The following is a 17,629-nucleotide window of genomic DNA, read 5'->3' as shown; positions in this document are numbered from 1 at the left end:
TTGTAAAGTCCTTTTTTACGGATTCCCTCCCAAATCCGGTCCTACTGACAGGGAAAAGCAATCCGCAGATTTTCGTCCCCTTGAATTATGGTCGACATTTTGGCCGGAATGCAACATCGTACCAACGTCAAGATGGCTTCCAAACCACCCCTCCTCTCCGTAGTGATTCCGATTTACAACGAGGAAAAAACGATTCCCGAACTCGTCAAACGTCTGAACTCTCTGTTATATATTTTAAAAAAAAGATTCTCCTTCCGGCCGGAAGACGCAGAGATCCTTTTCGTCAACGACGGGTCACGGGACGATAGCGCCGAGATTTTGAAAAAGTTCTGCGGATCCACCCCAGGCTTCTTTTTAATCAACCTGTCCAGAAACTACGGGCACCAGCTTGCGATCACCGCCGGGATAGATGTCGCAAGGGGGGAAAACGTGGCGGTTATGGACGGGGATTTGCAGGACCCTCCGGAATTCGTAGCGGATCTATTCGAAAAAATGAAGGACGGATACGACGTGGTTTACGCCCGACGTAGGACGCGCGACGGAGAATCCATTTTCAAACTTCTGACCGCCCATCTTTTTTACCGAACTTTAAAGAAACTTACTAGATTCGATATTCCGATCGATACGGGAGATTTTCGGATCATGAGCAGGCGGGTAACGGACGTGTTGGTCTCTATGAGAGAACAGCATAGGTACATCCGAGGCTTGATCGCCTGGATCGGTTTTCGGCAAACGGGACTGGAATACGATCGGGACGAGAGGTTCGACGGAGAAACAAAGTTCTCCGTCGGAAAGATGCTGAAATTCGCTTTGGACGGGATCACATCTTTTTCTTCCGCTCCCTTGAAATTATCCTCTTATTTGGGCTTTTCCGCCGCGTTTGCGGGTTCCTTGTATTCGATCTATATACTGTATCTGAAATTGTTCACGAACAATACGATCCAAGGCTGGACTTCCGTCATGGTCGTAGTCCTGCTGCTGGGAGGAGTCCAGCTATTAGCCTTGGGAATGATCGGAGAATACCTGAGTCGCGTCAATGACCAGACCAAAAACCGCCCACTCTATGTGATCGAAAAGATCTACTCCGTCGAAACGCTAGAGCAAAGGAAACACTCCCGCGTTGATCGTGAAAACGCACGGAGGAAGAATGAATCGTCTCGCGGATAGAGTCCTAGGAGCGTTCGCGATATCTGCGGCTCTTATCCTAACGGGAACAATGGTCTGGAAACATTGGACCTTTTTCCTAGATCTTTGTCCGATGAAGGACCTCCTCACTTGGGACGAAAATATCAGATTGAGTCAATTGCTGGACCAGTACCAGGACTTCCGGGACGGCAGGTACTGGAGGGGATTTTTTCCTTTCCTGGAGGCCTCCACTTGGCCCCCTTTGCGTTCCATCCTCTCCTTATTTTTACTTTGGGGACCGGGAGATTGGCCGATCACTTGGAAGGATTCTTTTTTAGGGCTGGTATTTTACGCTCTCTGCTTTCCGACACTCGTCTTTATCAGCTTTCGGGTCACTGGCTCTCTCTTATTTTCAGGAATCGCTTCCGCCTTCGTTCTGGCGATGACCCTACATACAACGGAGACCCCGGCCTATAGTCTCTCTTCCATGTTGGAAACCCAAGGGATGTTCGTTCTGCTCTGGGTGTATTTTTCTCTGTACAGACTTTACGATTCCGTACAGGACCTGCCTGCAGGTTCCGAGTTGGATCCGCAAAATACATCGGTTCGGATCGGAATCTCCGTTTCCTTGTTGGCGCTTTTTTTTACCAAATACCCGTACGGACTTCTTCTTTTCATTTCCTTGTTCGCATACGAAGCCTTGTCCCGTTTTCCGGAGCTTGTCGGATTTCTACGCTTTTCGATCCGGACGCATTACAAGGGATTCAGACTCGTTTTTTTGATCCTAGTCGTGGGAATGGTTTTTTCCCTTCCCCTTTTAAGAGTGGTCACGGATTGGAATCTAGACCAAAAGAACTTCAAGAAGATCTTATATTTTCTGACAGTAATCCTGTTCCTGGATTTCAATTATTTCCTATTCGCCAACAGAAAGACTGTAAAAACGGTCGCCCCTCCTTCATTAAGAATTCTTTATATTTACGCGATTTTCCCCTGCTTCGTCTGGCTGTTCGCGAACCTGGATCGGGTCATGAGCCTGGTGAACGCCCAGATGATCGTGAACAAATTCGTGCGGAGTTTTATACTCAGCCTTTTCGAATCTCAGAGCGATAAGGTTCCGGCCAGCCACGTCTTCGACCACCCCTGGATTTTCCGGACGTTTTTCGTCCTCGCACTTGCATGGATCCTTTACTGGTCTTATTCTGAAATCTGGAAAAAGCGACAAAAGGGAACTTCCGACGGAACGAAATCGGCCGAGCGTACCGAGGGATCGAACGGCATATTAGAAAAATTGGAAAAATTGTCCTGGCCGAGAGCCCTCCGCGATCCCCTTTTCGCGGTGACTGCCGTGGTTTTTTTGCAGTACATCGTCATCGATCTGAGCACGGGAAACAAGCAATTGAGACACGTGTTCTATCCCTTGCCTGCCCTCATTTGGATTCTGAGCCTATGGTTCTTTCGTGCGATCCGCGACGCAAAAGAGGCTAGAACGAAATACGTCGCGCTAATGATTTCTCTCGTTACATTCGGATGGGGGATTTCGTTATTTTTCCGCCCCGGCGGACTTCTCCGAGACTCTTACGGCTCCGCTCATGCCTTTTGTCTGAAAGGTTTCGAAGAAAAAGCCTTTCAACCCGCAAGAGACTTTGCCGCATTTTTGGATCCGAAAGGTCGATACATCGCCTTCAACGCTTTTCACGAAGAGGAAAATTTCCAGACTCCGGGAAGACTCCTCGCCTCAGAGTTCGATCTTTTAATGCGTTTGAAAACGCTGGAAAAAGGGAAATTCCGAAACGATAACAAATATCGTTGGAGGAATTGGGAAGAATTTGATACATTGGTTTATATCGGACCGAATTGCGAATTACCGACAAAGAACCGGAAAAGAACCGAGTCTTTGGGGTATTCCGCAACTCTTATTTCGGAACATAGACATGAGAGCGGGCAATATTGCATAAAAGAATATCGTCTAATCAAAATGTAATTTCCTTTCTTTCGGAAAATTTCGATTCGGGAGACTAAGTCGTGTCGCATCCCTGGCTATTGCCGACAATCCTAGCCTCTCTTCCGGCGGGATTCCTCTTATTCGCGATCTATCTTTATCTATATTATAAGGAAAAGCAAAGGGCGCTTTTGCTCTGGGCGATCTGTTGGTTCTTCCACATTCTTTTTTATGTAGGCAATATCCTCAGGATCACGGAAGCGGAAACGATCTATAGATATTATCCGAACGTGACCGTGGATTTTCTTCAGGCGTGTTTTCAACTGGCCGGTTGCATGAATTTCCTGAAACGTAAAACCCCGGGATTCGTGATCGGGATATTCGCTACGGTGGGAACTTGGGCAATCTATCTGGACCTCGTCAACGATAGGAGCGATCTATTCATATCCCCGATTTATTTTTTGGTCGGGATCTCGATGGGCTATACCGGCTACGTGTTCCTGAGGAACAGTCATGATAACCTAGGCAAGAAAATCGCGGGATGGATCTTCCTGCTCTGGGGATTCCACGTATTGAACTACCCCTTCCTCCGGAGTTCCGTCAAATTCGCACATTTCGGCTTTCTCTTAGGAACTTTTTTCCGAATGGCTTCCGCGATCGCGATCTTACTGGCTTTTTTCGAGGAACTCAAAGAGGCCCTTCTACAGACCCAGAACAATTATAAAAAGATCATAGAGACGACACAGGAAGGGATTTGGATGATCGACAAGGACGCCAATACCTCCTTTGTGAATCAAAAAATGTGCGAATTCCTGGAAATCCCTCAGCGCAATTTCTTGGGAAAATCCTTGTACGACTTTGTCGCTCCCGAAAATCGATCCCTGTTGGACAGGCGACTTAAGGATCGAAAACTAGGAATCAGCGAAATCCACGAATTCCATTTTAAGAACAAAATGGGAGAGTCGGTATGGCTCCTCATGTCCAGCAGTCCCATATTCGATATCCACGGGAATTACGAAGGCGCTCTGGCCATGAGCACCGACATCACCCCGTTCAAAAAAGCGGAGGGAACGCTTAAAGAACGGGAACGCCAACTTTCCACCTTAATGAAAAATCTTCCAGGAATCGCGTATCGATGCCAAGTGGATATGGACTGGACCATGGAGTTCATGAGCGAAGGCTGCTTCGAACTGACGGGGTATTCTCCCTCCGATTTCGTTTACAATCGGACGGTGTCGTTCGGAAGCATCATCCATCCGGAAGACGCTCAGAAAGTCTACGACGACGTTGTCGAAGCGATCAACGCGAATAAGGCTTATCGATTGATTTATAGAATCCATCATCGCAACGGAGAAATCCGATGGTTTTGGGAACAAGGCTCCGCGGTAAAAGGCGAAAACGGAGAAATCGTGGCTCTCGAAGGTTTTATCAACGATTTCAGTCAGGTGAAAGCCGCCGAGGAGATCATGACGGAAACCTTGAAGGAAAAAGAACTTTTGTTGAAGGAGGTACATCACAGAGTCAAAAACTATCTTCAAGTCCTCTCCAGTCTTCTTTCCCTCCAATTGGATAAGAGCGAAAACCTCGAACCGAAATCCGTGTTGCTCGAAAGCCAAAACCGAATACAGTCTATGGCTTACGTGCACGAATCCCTATACGGGAGGATGTCGGTAAGCGACGAATTTTTTCCGGAATATGTCAGTAAATTGGTGGAGAGTCTCCTACGATCCTACGGTTTCGATCATAACGATATAGGTATAGACCTAAGATGCGAATCCATTCCTGTGAAACAGAATGCCTTTATCCCCATCGGACTCATATTAAACGAATTGGTTACGAATACTCTTAAGCACGCGTTCGCGGACAGATCTTCCTCCGAACCGAAGCGCCTGGGAATCTCCTTTTACAGGGAAGATTCCTGGATCCACTTGGAAGTCAGCGACAACGGAGGAGGAAAAGAGAATCGGAAAGACGCTCTGGATACCATGGGACTCGAGCTGGTGGATCTGTTGGCAAAGCAGTTGAAAGGAACCGTCACCGATATCCCTTGTCCGAAAGGAACCGCCACTCGAGTCAGATTTCCTATGTTAAGCTAAAGTACCGGTTTATACTCCGGCTCCCTGCGGTCTCGCATCCGGCGCTTCTTCAGGAAGCCGATTCGTCACTTCTCGGAACGTCTCTTTGTATTTGACGTGATTCGTTCCCATCAACCTATCCCAAATGTTGAAATAAAGTCCGTAATTGCAGTTAAAGTATTTATGATGCATGTTATGATGCGTCGTAGTGTTGTGCCAGCTCAGGAACCTGTTGTCTAAAAACCCTTTCGGAAACAGCTCGAAAGAAAGGTGTCCTAACACGTTCAGAAAATTGCTGTAAAAAAAGAAGACGAGCAGAGCCGCGGAATGCAAGGGCAGAATCAGCGCCGCTAGGGGAACGATTCCCGCCTCTATAACGGCTTCGTATGGATGAAAGGAAAAAGCGGCCCAGGGGGAAGGATTGGTGGATTTATGGTGCACCAAATGCATTCTTTTGAATAGAACAGGATGGTGCATAAGACGGTGAGTCCAATAAAAATACGTGTCGTGCAAGAGTATCAGGGCCACGATGCTGAAGACCAGATACGGGACCCCGTAATCGGAAACCTTATCGTACAATAAAGTCCATCCCTGCTCTTTCATCAGATACACCAGCACTCCCGAGGCAGCAAAGATGAACAAAGTTAGCGCGGAATATTTGAGTTCGTGCCAGATCTTGTCCGCTTCCGGAAGTTTGGATTGGATGATCCTATGTTTCAATTTATCACGGAAGAGCAGCCAGACGAAAACGTATGCCAACCCCGCCATGATCAAGTATCTCACCCAAAGGGTGACAAGGGAAAAAAGATAATAACCGTCCAATCCGTATTTCTGCACTAATTCCGTCATGGTTCACCTCGAGTTCAGGTTTTTCGTCCTTTGATTCTATACGATGAGACCTTTCCGAGGCCAGACAATCCTGAAAAACTCTAGCCGATTCCGAAATCGGAGAGGATTTCAGGCGGAAATTAGGTCTGCAATTGTCTTTCTCGATTTTTACGAAACTCCGTAGGGGTCACCCCGGTGAGTTCCTTAAATGCGCGATTGAAGGGGCCCAGGGATTGATAGCCCAAATCCATGGCGATCCGAATGATGGGCAATTCGTCTTTTTCCGGATCCAGCAGGATTTCGCAAGCTTCCTGGATTCTGTACCGGTTTAAGAAATCCGGAAAGTTGCGGAAACCCATGGCTTGGTTGATCAGTCGTCTTAACTTGTATTCCTGCACTTCCAGATCCTCCGCCAATTGACCGATGGTCAGTCCTTCCTTGCGATAGAGTTTTTCCTCTTCGAAGGCCAGCACCAGTTTCTTCTTGAGGATCGGATCCGCTTGGACGGTCCTTTCTTCTTCGTCCGCTTCTATCGAGGGTTCCGGATCGACAAGACCATCCTTCAATTCCAGTACCAAATACATGAACGCAAGGATCAATCCCCATGCGAGCAGGACGTTGATCAAATCCAAAACTTCCGACAGCGTTTTTCCCCTCAGGATCAAGTGGGAAAAGATTCCGAACGTGATCACGCTCCCTGTCATCAGTATATGTACTTCGCGTAATCTCCTGCGTGTTTCCACCAAATCGTCCTTACGACCCGAGTATGTCTGAAAGATCGCGAATAAAACGAAAGCCAGAGAGATCAAAGTGGGAACGATGATATGAGCCAAAACCGTTTCCGACTCTATGGGTCCCCTCATGCTGATCTGGTCCAAAACCGGATAGACGAGTAAGGCGGAAACGGCAATCTTCCCGAAAAGCAAAAGCCAATGCCAGGCTTTGAGCCGGAAATGGTCCTTAAAAATCGCCGAACTCAGGATCCAAAAAAAGAACGGCAAACTGAGCAACCCAGCAAACAATACGATACGGAGCGGAAAGGAAATCCTCAGATCCGGATCCAGACTGAGGATAATGTAGGAAACGATTCCGAATGAAAATCCGGCCGCAATGCGGATCCTGAGATCGTAATTGTATTTCCAAGCGAACAACCCTATCAGGAAAATCAGGTTGGAGAGACAAAAATAATGAAGGATATTTGTGATCTCGGAGATCAAGGGGACTCTTCCAGTTTTTCCAACTCTCTCCAAAAGTCCTTTGTTTGTAAACCAGGAAGAAATTTCCGAATCAGATCGCTATCTACGAACGCGTCTTCTCGATCGGGCTCGACTTCGGGATAGTTGGATATACGACCTTTTTCCTCTAAAAATTGGAAGATTTCCCACCAAGTATGCCATTGGTTGTCCGAAAAAACCAATTCGGGGGGGAGTATGTCCTGCGAATCCGATAGAATTCCCTTTATGACTTCGGTGATATCCGAGATATGACATAGGTTCAATTGCCTCTTGGATTTCCGAACCAATCCCTTGCGGATCCAATCCGCCGGATTCCGAGAAGGTCCGTAGATTCCGCTCAGGCGAAGTATTTTTCCCCCCGATTCCAGAAATTTCTCTTCGATTTCGAATCGTTCGTGCTCCGGATTCTTAGGCGTGCTTTCCCGAATTTCCCCCTCTCTCCTGTAGATGCTAGTAGTTCCCAAAAGCCATTTCCGACGGGAGACTTTCGAGAAAGCCTTCGGCAAAACGTATTTCGTAGGAATGGAATGTAAGGGAAACGTAATAATCAAGGAATCGAAAGGGGAATTTTCGTATTCGCCGACGAACTTTCGGACGGTTTCCGCGTTGCCGAAATCATAAATTTCGGAGTCGGCGACCGTCGTCTCACGGGAAAAAGAGGATATCTGAAACTCTTCCTGTAACGATTCCAGTACTCGCAGACCGGTATAACCTAAACCTAAAATCGCGTGCTTGGGCATAAGACTCAATCTAGGCCAAGTCTCTTATAAATCAATCCCACCTTTGATAGGTAAGGTTCGATCCTGAAAATCTCCTCCAAGTCCGCTTTGCTTAACGCATTTTGGACCTTGGGATCGGCGGCGAGACAATCCTTCAGATTTTTACCCGGATCCGCCCAAACTTCCATCGCGTGTCCTTGTACGATCACATAAGCGTCCTCTCTGGTGATTCCGCCTTTTTCTATAAGATGTAAAAGCACCTTCTGGGAAAAAATCAAACCCCTTGTGATTCCTAAAGTTCTCGCGATCGCGTCAGGGTAAACATGGAGGTTCCTGACCACAAAGAGCATCTTATCCAAAATATATTCCAACGCGATCGTAGAGTCCGGGATCACGATTCTTTCTGCGGAAGAATGGGAAATATCCCTTTCATGCCAAAGCGGGACGTTTTGCAATGCGGTCTGAACATTGGACCGGATCACTCTTGAAATTCCGGAAATTCTCTCGCAGATCACCGGGTTCCGTTTGTGAGGCATGGCTGAAGATCCTTTTTGTCCCGCAGCGAACGGTTCCTCCACTTCCCTTCCCTCCGTTTTTTGCAAAAGACGGATCTCCGTTGCAAAGCGGTCCAAACTAGCCGCAGTGACTCCTAACGCGGACATATAGGCAGCATGTCTATCGCGTGATACTACTTGAGTTGCGATCGGATCCGGCTTGAGGCCTAGCTTTCCGCAGACATACTCCTCTATGTCAGGTTCTATATTGGAGTATGTGCCGACGGCTCCGGAAAGTTTTCCTACGGAAATCTCCTCTTTGGCGGCCTTCAAACGATCCCGGTTCCGTTTCATCTCTTCGTAAAAAAGGGCGAACTTCAGACCTAAGGTCATGGGCTCAGCATGAATGCCGTGGGATCTTCCGATGCAAGGAAGGTCCTTGAACTGGATCGCCTTTTCACGAATGGCAAGAATGAGCTCTTCCGTCTTTTTCAGAATCAGATCCATGGCTTGGACCATCTGCACACAAAGAGCGGTGTCCCCTATATCCGAGGACGTTAGTCCGTAATGTACATGACGTCCGGCCGGACCTATATAGGAATTCATATTCGTTAAGAAGGCAATCACGTCATGATGGACCTTGGATTCTATCTCCAAAATTTCATCCACCTTGAATTTGGCCTTGGATCGGATTTCCTCGAAATCCTCTTTCGGGACCTCTCCTTTTTTCATCCTTGCCTCGGTGGCCAGGATTTCGATCTCCTTCCAGATTTCGAATTTATTCTCCAATTCCCAAATCTTAGCGATTTCCGGATTCGAATATCGATCTATCATTCCCGATTTCCCCGGGGAAATATCCCCATTGATAGGATTTTTATCCGAGGTCGATCCGTAAACGGTTTTTGAAGATGGGAGGGAAGCACAGAAGAACGAGTTTGTATCCAGATTTGTCCGGATGACTCTCCGATCCCTCCCTCCTCTCAGGGCAATCCTGGCAATCCAGGAACCCGAAAAACTACGTGAACTTATACCTTAGCTCCTACGAGCTCGCCGGGTTTCGTAAATTCATTCCGTTTTTTTAATGATTCAAATTGGCCGGTTTTCAGTTCCGGCCAACCCATTTTCTTTTGTATTTTGGAACGGTATTTTTTAAACGCGACCTGATTGACGTAAACGGAATGGCGTCCCGTATTCAGGTATTTGATTCCACCGTTCAATAACGGCCGGTCGCTTCGGATCAAACGTTCGAATTTTTCCGCGGAAGCGTCCCCGTTCCGTTTCGCCTCTATATAAGAGGAGATCAGATTCGCCATTTCGTCGAACATCTTATACGCCCCTCCGTCGGTCTCCATGTAACCCAAAGCGTAGAGATTCTCATAGTTGCGATTAAAAAGCGTCAGATAGAGTTCCGGCCGACCGTTCTTCCATTCGAAATACGTTTCGTTCATGTACGGAATGGACCAATGGTAGCCGGTTGCGAGAACGATAAGATCGATCTTCTCTCTGGATCCGTCCTGAAACTCCACGTATTCTTCGTCCAAACGCGCGATGTCCCCTTTTGCGATCACGTCTCCGTGACGCAGATTGTGTATGAGTTGATCGTTCAGGATCGGATGGGTTTCGAAAATTTTATGATCGGGTGCGCGAAGCCCCAACTTCGTCAGATCTCCCACAAGGAATTTCAAGATGATTCCGAATACCCATTGCGAGAACCAATTCGGAATCCAATGGGCTCCGTCGCCGAAAACGTCCGCAGGCATTCCCAAGATATGTTTAGGTATAAAATAATATCCTCGTCTAACGCTGATAAAAGCCTGATCCGCTGCGACCCCGGCATCGCAGGCGATATCGCAACCGGAGTTTCCCGCCCCGACGATCAATACCCGTTTTCCCCGGAACAAGGATAGCTCTTTGTATTTTACACTATGGAGGATCTCTCCCCTAAAAGTGTCTTGCCCGGGAAACTTGGGCACATTCGGAGACCAGGTAATTCCGCTCGCGCAGATCACTCCTTCGTACAATGCAGTTTCCCCATTCTCCAAAGTGACCGACCATTTGGATCCTTTCTTTTCTATCGAACGAACCGAGGTGTTAAATCGAATATGCTTGTACAAATCGTATTCCTTCGCAAAAGCACGGTGGTAGGCCAGGATCTGACGATTGGAAGGATAATCCGGATAATCCTCCGGCATCGGAAAATCCACATAATTGGAAAGATACTTGGAAGAGATAAAATGAGCGCTTTCGTACATCGGCGATCCGGGATTGTCGATGTCCCAAATGCCTCCGACATTCGAATGCTTTTCGAAGATATGAAACGGAATTCCTTTCGACTCCAAGGACCTTGCCATGGACAATCCGGCCGGCCCCGCTCCTACGATACAATAAACTCCGGACTCTTTCGAATTCGGTCGAACTGCAATTTTCTCATTCATACCTTTCCTCTTAAAATGAGCATTGTTCTCATTTTAAACATGATCAATGATCGCATTAAAAATGAGAGTCAAACAAAAAACTCCAATGGAAGAAAAAAGTAGTCTAGGAAGGGGATAAAATGATACCGTGCTTCTGTATGAAACAGGAGCCTCGCACCCCGGTACAATCCAGAAGTAGGGAAAGAGTGGATATGATCCTGAAAACTGCTAGGGATCTGATCGGGAAACGGGGAATCGACGCGGTGAGTATGAGAGAGATCGCCCAGTCGGCCGGTATACAGATCGGCTCCTTATACCAATATTTTCCCGGAAAAAACTCTCTGCTACTTGCCATCATGCGGGAATATTACGACCGGATCAACGAAGGCACAAAGACCTTATTGGAATCCGTTCGAAATGCGGAGGAATTCGAATCCCTAGGAGAAAAAGCGCTCATACAATTTGCGGAGTTTTTCCAAAAAGATCCGGCCCTGGCAAATCTTTGGGCGGGAGCAAGAGCAGTTCCCGAACTGATCACCGAGGATAATTTGGACACGCACCGAAACGCGGAACTCATCGTAAAAACGGGACTGCGCTGTCTTCCAGGATTGAAGGAAAATGATTTACGGCCCTTCGCGCTCTATACTTGCCATACCATGGGAACCCTGGTTCGGTTTGCGAACGAATTGGACTCGCAACAAGGAAAAGCCGTGTTGGAAGAGTGCCGCCAGATACTTCGATTGAGATTAAAATCCTTGGCGGATCTTTCCAAATCCAGACGAAAGAAAAAATGATTCTCGGAAAAAATGCACTCTCTTCCTTGATAACCAAAATCCGAATAGAATCAACCTAATTCGAAAGAACGAACGAACTCCTTGATCAGATTGATGTGATCCACCTCCGGAGAAGGATTTTCCTTACTCGGTTCGTACAGGTGTTCGTCAAAAACGTGATAATCGAAGATCTTCAATTCGAAATCGGGAATCGTGATGATGATATTCTCCGAATGGATATCGAAAATCAACTTTTCCTCATTGGCGAGGTGACGGGTAACCTCTATGACCCGATGAAAATCCAGAGCGATTTTTTTCAGCTTCGCCTTACTGACCACGCCGAAACGATGAGTGTCGAAGTTCAGTTTCCACTTGGGAAAGAGGGCGTCCTGGATGGGATTCTGCCGGATCTTTTCGTTCAAGCGGATGAACTCCTTCAGGTGTTTTCCCGGAAGTAGATTCTGATTATCGCAAGGAGTCAATGTGATCACCGGGATTCCGAAAGGGCTCTTTCGAAAGCGCAATCCCATAAAAAAACGAGTGGGCAGGACGAGATCCGGAATCAGGCTTTTGAGTTTCCAATAGTGCAGCCTTTCCAATCCTAAACGGGCGAATTTGAATCGGATCTCGTCGCGAAGAGATTCCCTCCAGATTCCTTGCTGTAGGAATTCCATCAGTCGGATCTCCTCCGGTTTCAGGTATTTTCCCAGATTTTTTTGGACTTCTTTGTACAAGGAACCGAAGATCGGATCGGAAGGAAGTTTGGATTTACCTATTTTCACGACTTGGTTCCAAGGAAGCGCGTATACGAATTTATAGGAACCCCTACCGATATAATTTTCCGCCGCCAAGGGCATGAAACCGTCCAGGAATTCCCTCTCGTATCTATGCGTTATGCGAAATAGATGGGAAACCGGAAAAACCCGCTCGTAAAACTTCCGCAAAAAACCGGACTGTCTCAGCCGGAAATCTACGGGAAGGTCTTCGAGCGGTATGCGCTCTCCTGCTTTTTCGGGATCAAAGAAAAGTTCCTTATCAAGGCCCTTTTCCAGGATTTCTATGAAATTCGGGATTCCGGGGGAATTCCAAAAATTCCGAATCGCATCCCCGAATTCCGAGAACCTTCCTTTCTTTGCCATGTTTCAGTTCAGCGGAGAATATTTCAGCACAGGGGAATAAGCCGGAAGCGCGGTTTTCGTTTTCTTACTCGCGGTCAAAAGTTCCAACTTGTTTTCCTCCAACCACCACAAATGATTGGCTCCATTTTCCCCGCTGTATTTTCCGAGTGAATTTGTCGGAGAACCGAATCGGTTCCAGTACAGCAATCGTGTCGACTTGGTATTCCAGAGGAGAACGTACGGCACCTCCTTGGTCAGAGCCTTGTCGATTTTTCTGAGAATCTCGCTGCGTCTTTTGACGTCGAACTCGGTTTTTTGCTCTCGGATCAATTGATCCACTTCCTGGCTTTTGAATCCCGCGAGATTATTTTGACCGTTCTCGTCGGCATAAGCAGAGAACCACATCGGTTCCGGATCCGGAAACAGACCGCCTCCCCAGGCCGCCCAAGTCATATCGAAATCGTATTTGTCCATCCGGGAACTCCATTCGGCAAGATCCGTGAAATCGATCGCCGCTTGTATGCCCAGTTCCTTGGCCCTTTCGATAAAGACCGTGAAATATTTTTCGGTTCCTTTGTCTCGGTCCAATATGGAAAACTTGAACTCCTTACCGTTCTTTTCCAAAATTCCCTTCGCATTGGGTTTCCAGCCCGCGTCGGATAACAATTTGCGCGCTTTTGCCGGATCGTATTCGATAGGAGGATTCGGAGAGGTATTGGAAGGCCATACTCCTGTGTAATAGGCATCGGTAAGATCGTACTCGTTGAACGCGAGTTTTTCGACCAAGAGCTTGCGATCTACGAGGTGAGCTATCGCCTTACGCACTCTGACATCGTCGAAAGGAGGTCTTCGCATATTAAATACCCATCCTTGAAAACCGATGGGCTTGTCGTTATAGACCTTCTGCTTAACTATATAATTCTTATCGAAGGTTTCACCTATGGCTTCTTTTACCCAAGTATACGCCTTATATACAGGATAAATATCTATATCCCCTTTTTTGAATGCTTGAAAAGCGACGGCTTCCTCGGTATATACCTTGAACAGCAAGACGTCGAAATTGTCGCTGCCCTTATAAAAAGGATAAGCACGCATCCAATAATCCCCTCGTCTTTTCAGGCGAATGTATCTTCCCTTCTTAGCGGAAAGAAGTTCGTACGGCCCCGAAACGACGGGAAATTCGAAATTCTCCTTGTTGAAGTCTTTTCCCTGGAAATGGTGCTCCGGAAGAATAAATAAGGAATGCGCGACCGTCTCGAAGTTGGACCAGTGAATCTCCTTCTGAGTGAACTCGACCTCGAATTCTCCGATCACTTTCGGCTTCTCGAAACGGGCGAGGCCGATCCTGAAAACTGCGGTGTTATTTTCCTTGCTCATTAAGGTGTCGTAGGTAAAGACCACGTCCTTTGCGGTAACCGGCTTCCCGTCGGACCATTTCGCGTTTCTATCTATCTTGAAAGTGAACTTTTTCTTGTCCGGAGAAATTTTCCAGGAACTAGCCAAGTGGGGAATCGGCTCCAACGAGATCGGGTGGTAATCCAATAAGGGCTCGTACATGGTCTGGAAAATTTCCGCAGTGGTGGAAAACTGTTCCAGATAATAATTGAGAGATTTCGGGAATTGGTGGCTATAGATCCGCAAAGTGCCGCCCTTCTTCGCGTTAGACGAAACCATAGGATTCGGAGTTCTCAGGGACTCGGGAATGGAGCCGAGAGCACCTTCCCAAGGTTGGTCCTTCACTACCGTTCCGTTGTCGGATTCCTCTTTTTCCCCGCAGCCCAGAAGGCTACCGATACAAACCAGGACCGCCAAGAATAAGATCGTATTCCGGATTTTTTTGCCGCCTTTCCTTTCCTGTTTCAATGTGCACCTCGTCCTAAAAGAATTTCCGAAAAGGTCATTTCGGGCAAACCCAATCCGGAAATTTTGGAGGGATTTTTCGGGTCTTAGAAAACCTATTTTACCCTGTGCGCAAATACCACGTCGGGGATTCGTTTCAGGTTTCCGAGAATTTCCTTTAATTGATCCAAGTGCTCGACTTCGATCATAAATCTCGCCATAAGAGTGTCCTTTTGGACGGTGGAGGCTCCCGCTTCCAGAATATTCGTCTGGGTTCCGGAAATGCTTTTTACCATTTCCAAATAAATTCCCTGACGATCCCGGGCCTTGACTTCCACACGAACGGGTACGGGCTCGGTTTGGCCGTAATCCCAATCCACGGAGATCATCCGAAGCTGTTCTTCCTCTCTTTGTTTCATCGCTACATTACAATTTTTCTTATGAACGGAGACTCCCCGTCCGCGTGTGACGAATCCTATGATCTGGTCTCCGGGCAAGGGAGAACAGCATCCGGAAAGCCTGACGGGAATATCCCGGAGCCCGGCAACGAGCACCCTTCCCTGAACGGCTTGGCCCTGTTTTTGGTTTTTATCTTGAGAAGGCTTACGCTTTAACTCCTCGAGGACTTCCGCGTTTAACGTAAGCTCCGCCGCGCTTTCCGCTCCCTGTTCCAGATCTTTACGGGTTTCTTCCCTCAGCTTGCGGAAGTAGGCTCTCAGCTTTTGCCTTGCGGAAGTCGTTCTCACGATCCGTAACCAGATCGGAGAAGGTTTGGAACGTTTGTCCACGACGACTTCGACTTGATCCCCGCTCCTCAACTCCGTTCGCAAAGGAATCATCCTGCTGTTGATTTTCGCCCCCTTGCAATGCAGGCCTACGTCCGTGTGAATCCGAAAAGCGAAATCCAATACGGTCGCGCCTTTCGGAAGTTGAATGATTTCTCCTTTCGGGGTAAAAACGAATACTTCGTCTTCGTGGAGATCGTATTTCAGCTCCTCTAAAAATTCCTTCGGATCCAAGGCGGAGTCCTGCCACGATTGAAGAACCTCCAACCATTTTACGGTTAGGTGACGCTCGTTCGCATGTGCCTTTCCTTCCTTGTACACCCAATGCGCCGCGATACCGAACTCCGCGATCGCATTCATCTCCGTCGTCCGAATCTGCACTTCCAAGGGTTTTCCATCCGGACCGATAACGGTCGTATGCAGGGATTGGTACATATTCGTCTTGGGTGTGGCGATATAATCCTTAAACCTACCCGGAACGGGAGTCCAAAGAGTATGGACGATTCCTAAAACCCCGTAACAATCCTTGATCTCGTCGGTAATGATACGGATCGCGCGCAAATCGAAGATTTCGTCGAACGTCTTCTCCTTAGTCTTCATTTTCCTGTAGATGGAAAAGAAATGTTTCGCTCTACCCTCTACTTGAGCATCGATGCTGATCTCCGCCAATCGTTGTTTCAGAATGAGCTGGAGTTTATCTATGTATTCCTCCCGCTCCGACTTCTTTACGTTGATTCTCTTTTTAATATCCTGGTATTCTTCAGGATATATGACTTGGAAGGCGAGATCCTCCAATTCCGATTTTACTTTATAAATACCTAATCTTCCTGCGATCGGGGCGTATAAGGACAACGTCTCATTGGCGATCCTTCTCTGCTTTTCGGGAGGCTGGAAGGAAAGAGTCCTCATATTGTGGGTCTTATCCGCCAATTTGATCAATATGACCCGTATATCCTGGATGGTGGCGATAATGATTTTCCTGATATTTTCCGCAGCTTCCGTTTCTCTAGACTGGCTTTTGATTTCGGATATCTTCGTGACACCCTCCACCAATTGGGTGATCTCCGTACCGAAATCCCGGACCATGTCCGAGCGGGAATAAACCGTATCCTCGATCACGTCATGAAGGAGACCTGCCGAAATCACTTTCTCGTCCAATCCCAATTCGAAGAGAATATAACCCACTTGCAAAGGGTGTACGACATAGGGTTCACCCGATAAACGAAATTGCCCCTGGTGCGCGTCGTCGGAAATTTTGTAGGCTCTTTCCACCTGTTCGAGAGCTTCCGGACCTAAGCGATCTCGGACCGCTTCGAATAACATTTCCTTGGTAGCGGGAGCTTTTATAAATCCCATGAATGATCCGTCCGTATGTCCAAACCTAAATCCAGAAAGCGAGTCGTATGAGTCAAATAACCCATGCTAACGCCTACTCCGTTAAATCCGGACAAAGCCTCCAATTTTTCGGGAGTAATTCTTCCCGAGCATTCGATACGTGTTCGAGGTTTTTCGCTTCGAGCGATTTCGATCGCCTTCTTCGTATCTTCCAAATTGAAATTATCCAACAGGAGAACGTCAGGGTCCGCCTTTAAAGCGTCATCCAACTGGTCTAGAGAATCTATTTCCAGTTCCACTAACCGTCCCGGAAAGCGTTCTCTGATCTTTTTCACCGGAATAGATGCGTGCTCGAACAGTACAAGGTGGTTGTCCTTGATCATGGCCATTTCGGACAAATTCAATCTGTGATTGGAGCCGCCCCCGCAATACACCGCGTATTTGGCTAGCTTTCTGTAACCGGGAAGCGTTTTGCGCGTGTCCAAGATCATCAAACCGCGGCTACCGAAACGGTCCACGACCTTAGCCGTCTCCGTTGCGATCCCGGAAAGGTATTGGAGAAAATTCAGAAGAATCCGTTCGATTCTGAGTAAGACGAGTAAACTACCTTGCAATTCGGCGATCGTATCACCGGCTTTAAATCGTTCCCCATCTTGGAAAAAAAATTTGGAGCTAAGATCCTCTTGCGATAAGGAACGAAGGACTTCCAAGACTCCGCTTCCGCATAGAATCCCTTCTTCTCGGGCATTCAGATAAGCGACGGTTTTTTTATCGGGGGGAAAAAGAGAAACCGAAGTGATATCTTCTTCGGGACAATCCTCTTCCCAGGCCATTTTAGCCAAAGGATAATAATCCTCGGTAAGAAGCTGAGAAACAGGCGTTGTGTAAGCCCTCTTCACAGTGACACCATTGCTAAAAAGTCTGACTCCTCTTCGGATCGAATCAAGCGG

The 17,629-nt window shown here is 47.5% G+C and carries 13 protein-coding genes; 4 read left to right on the top strand and 9 right to left on the bottom strand.

All coding sequences use genetic code 11. The features are described from left to right. Nucleotides 1-132 precede the first annotated feature (132 nt). Genes EHO60_RS10590 through EHO60_RS10580 form a run of 3 tightly spaced genes read left to right on the top strand, consistent with a single transcriptional unit; the run spans nt 133 to nt 5,160 of the window. The gene (locus tag EHO60_RS10590) at nt 133-1,167 is read left to right on the top strand and encodes a glycosyltransferase family 2 protein (protein ID WP_135768162.1); all 1,035 of its coding nucleotides are present in this window, start codon (nt 133-135) and stop codon (nt 1,165-1,167) included. Beyond that, on the top strand, nt 1,148-3,106 hold the full coding sequence (locus EHO60_RS10585) for a hypothetical protein (RefSeq protein WP_135768161.1): 1,959 nt from the start codon (nt 1,148-1,150) through the stop codon (nt 3,104-3,106). The genes EHO60_RS10590 and EHO60_RS10585 overlap by 20 nt, the downstream gene beginning before the upstream one ends. A 41-nt stretch (nt 3,107-3,147) precedes the next feature. Further along, nucleotides 3,148-5,160 carry a PAS domain-containing protein gene (locus EHO60_RS10580; RefSeq protein WP_135768160.1) on the top strand — a complete coding sequence of 671 codons (2,013 nt, stop codon included), beginning with the start codon at nt 3,148-3,150 and terminating at the stop codon, nt 5,158-5,160. 9 nt (nt 5,161-5,169) lie between these two features. On the opposite strand, the gene EHO60_RS10575 is transcribed toward EHO60_RS10580, so the two are convergent. The 5 genes from EHO60_RS10575 to EHO60_RS10555 all read right to left on the bottom strand — a co-directional run bounded on the left by EHO60_RS10575 (nt 5,170) and on the right by EHO60_RS10555 (nt 10,850). Next, the gene (locus tag EHO60_RS10575) at nt 5,170-5,988 is read right to left on the bottom strand and encodes a sterol desaturase family protein (RefSeq protein ID WP_135768159.1); all 819 of its coding nucleotides are present in this window, start codon (nt 5,986-5,988) and stop codon (nt 5,170-5,172) included. Nucleotides 5,989-6,107: 119 nt separating this feature from the next. Further along, nucleotides 6,108-7,184 carry a helix-turn-helix transcriptional regulator gene (locus EHO60_RS10570; RefSeq protein WP_135768158.1) on the bottom strand — a complete coding sequence of 359 codons (1,077 nt, stop codon included), beginning with the start codon at nt 7,182-7,184 and terminating at the stop codon, nt 6,108-6,110. Next, on the bottom strand, nt 7,181-7,942 hold the full coding sequence (locus EHO60_RS10565) for a Rossmann-fold NAD(P)-binding domain-containing protein (protein WP_135768157.1): 762 nt from the start codon (nt 7,940-7,942) through the stop codon (nt 7,181-7,183). The genes EHO60_RS10570 and EHO60_RS10565 overlap by 4 nt, the downstream gene beginning before the upstream one ends. Before the next feature lie 5 nt (nt 7,943-7,947). Continuing rightward, a complete protein-coding gene (gene purB, locus EHO60_RS10560) occupies nt 7,948-9,249 on the bottom strand; it encodes an adenylosuccinate lyase (RefSeq protein ID WP_135768156.1) in 1,302 nt (433 codons plus the stop codon). Nucleotides 9,250-9,440: 191 nt separating this feature from the next. Then, nucleotides 9,441-10,850 (bottom strand): flavin-containing monooxygenase, encoded by a 1,410-nt coding sequence (locus EHO60_RS10555; protein ID WP_135768155.1) that lies wholly within the window; start codon nt 10,848-10,850, stop codon nt 9,441-9,443. A 119-nt stretch (nt 10,851-10,969) separates the two neighbouring features. Between EHO60_RS10555 and EHO60_RS10550 the strand changes: the two genes are divergently transcribed. Further along, the gene (locus tag EHO60_RS10550; RefSeq protein ID WP_246028259.1) at nt 10,970-11,623 is read left to right on the top strand and encodes a TetR/AcrR family transcriptional regulator; all 654 of its coding nucleotides are present in this window, start codon (nt 10,970-10,972) and stop codon (nt 11,621-11,623) included. Nucleotides 11,624-11,673: 50 nt separating this feature from the next. Here the strand turns inward: EHO60_RS10550 and EHO60_RS10545 are convergent, their stop codons facing one another. The 4 genes from EHO60_RS10545 to nadC form a co-directional block, all read right to left on the bottom strand. After that, nucleotides 11,674-12,741 carry a hypothetical protein gene (locus EHO60_RS10545; protein ID WP_135768154.1) on the bottom strand — a complete coding sequence of 356 codons (1,068 nt, stop codon included), beginning with the start codon at nt 12,739-12,741 and terminating at the stop codon, nt 11,674-11,676. 3 nt (nt 12,742-12,744) lie between these two features. Beyond that, nucleotides 12,745-14,553, bottom strand: a complete 1,809-nt coding sequence (locus EHO60_RS10540; RefSeq protein ID WP_246028267.1) for an extracellular solute-binding protein — start codon at nt 14,551-14,553, stop codon at nt 12,745-12,747. A 122-nt stretch (nt 14,554-14,675) separates the two neighbouring features. After that, on the bottom strand, nt 14,676-16,700 hold the full coding sequence (locus tag EHO60_RS10535; protein ID WP_135768152.1) for a RelA/SpoT family protein: 2,025 nt from the start codon (nt 16,698-16,700) through the stop codon (nt 14,676-14,678). Further along, nucleotides 16,688-17,578 carry a carboxylating nicotinate-nucleotide diphosphorylase gene (gene nadC, locus EHO60_RS10530; RefSeq protein ID WP_135768151.1) on the bottom strand — a complete coding sequence of 297 codons (891 nt, stop codon included), beginning with the start codon at nt 17,576-17,578 and terminating at the stop codon, nt 16,688-16,690. The genes EHO60_RS10535 and nadC overlap by 13 nt, the downstream gene beginning before the upstream one ends. Between the last annotated feature and the right edge of the window lie 51 nt (nt 17,579-17,629).

Source organism: Leptospira fletcheri, from assembly GCF_004769195.1.
Classification (GTDB): Bacteria; Spirochaetota; Leptospiria; order Leptospirales; family Leptospiraceae; genus Leptospira_B; species Leptospira_B fletcheri.
The sequence above is the reverse complement of the archived record's forward strand: the minus strand, read 5'-3'. Positions and strand labels throughout refer to the sequence as shown.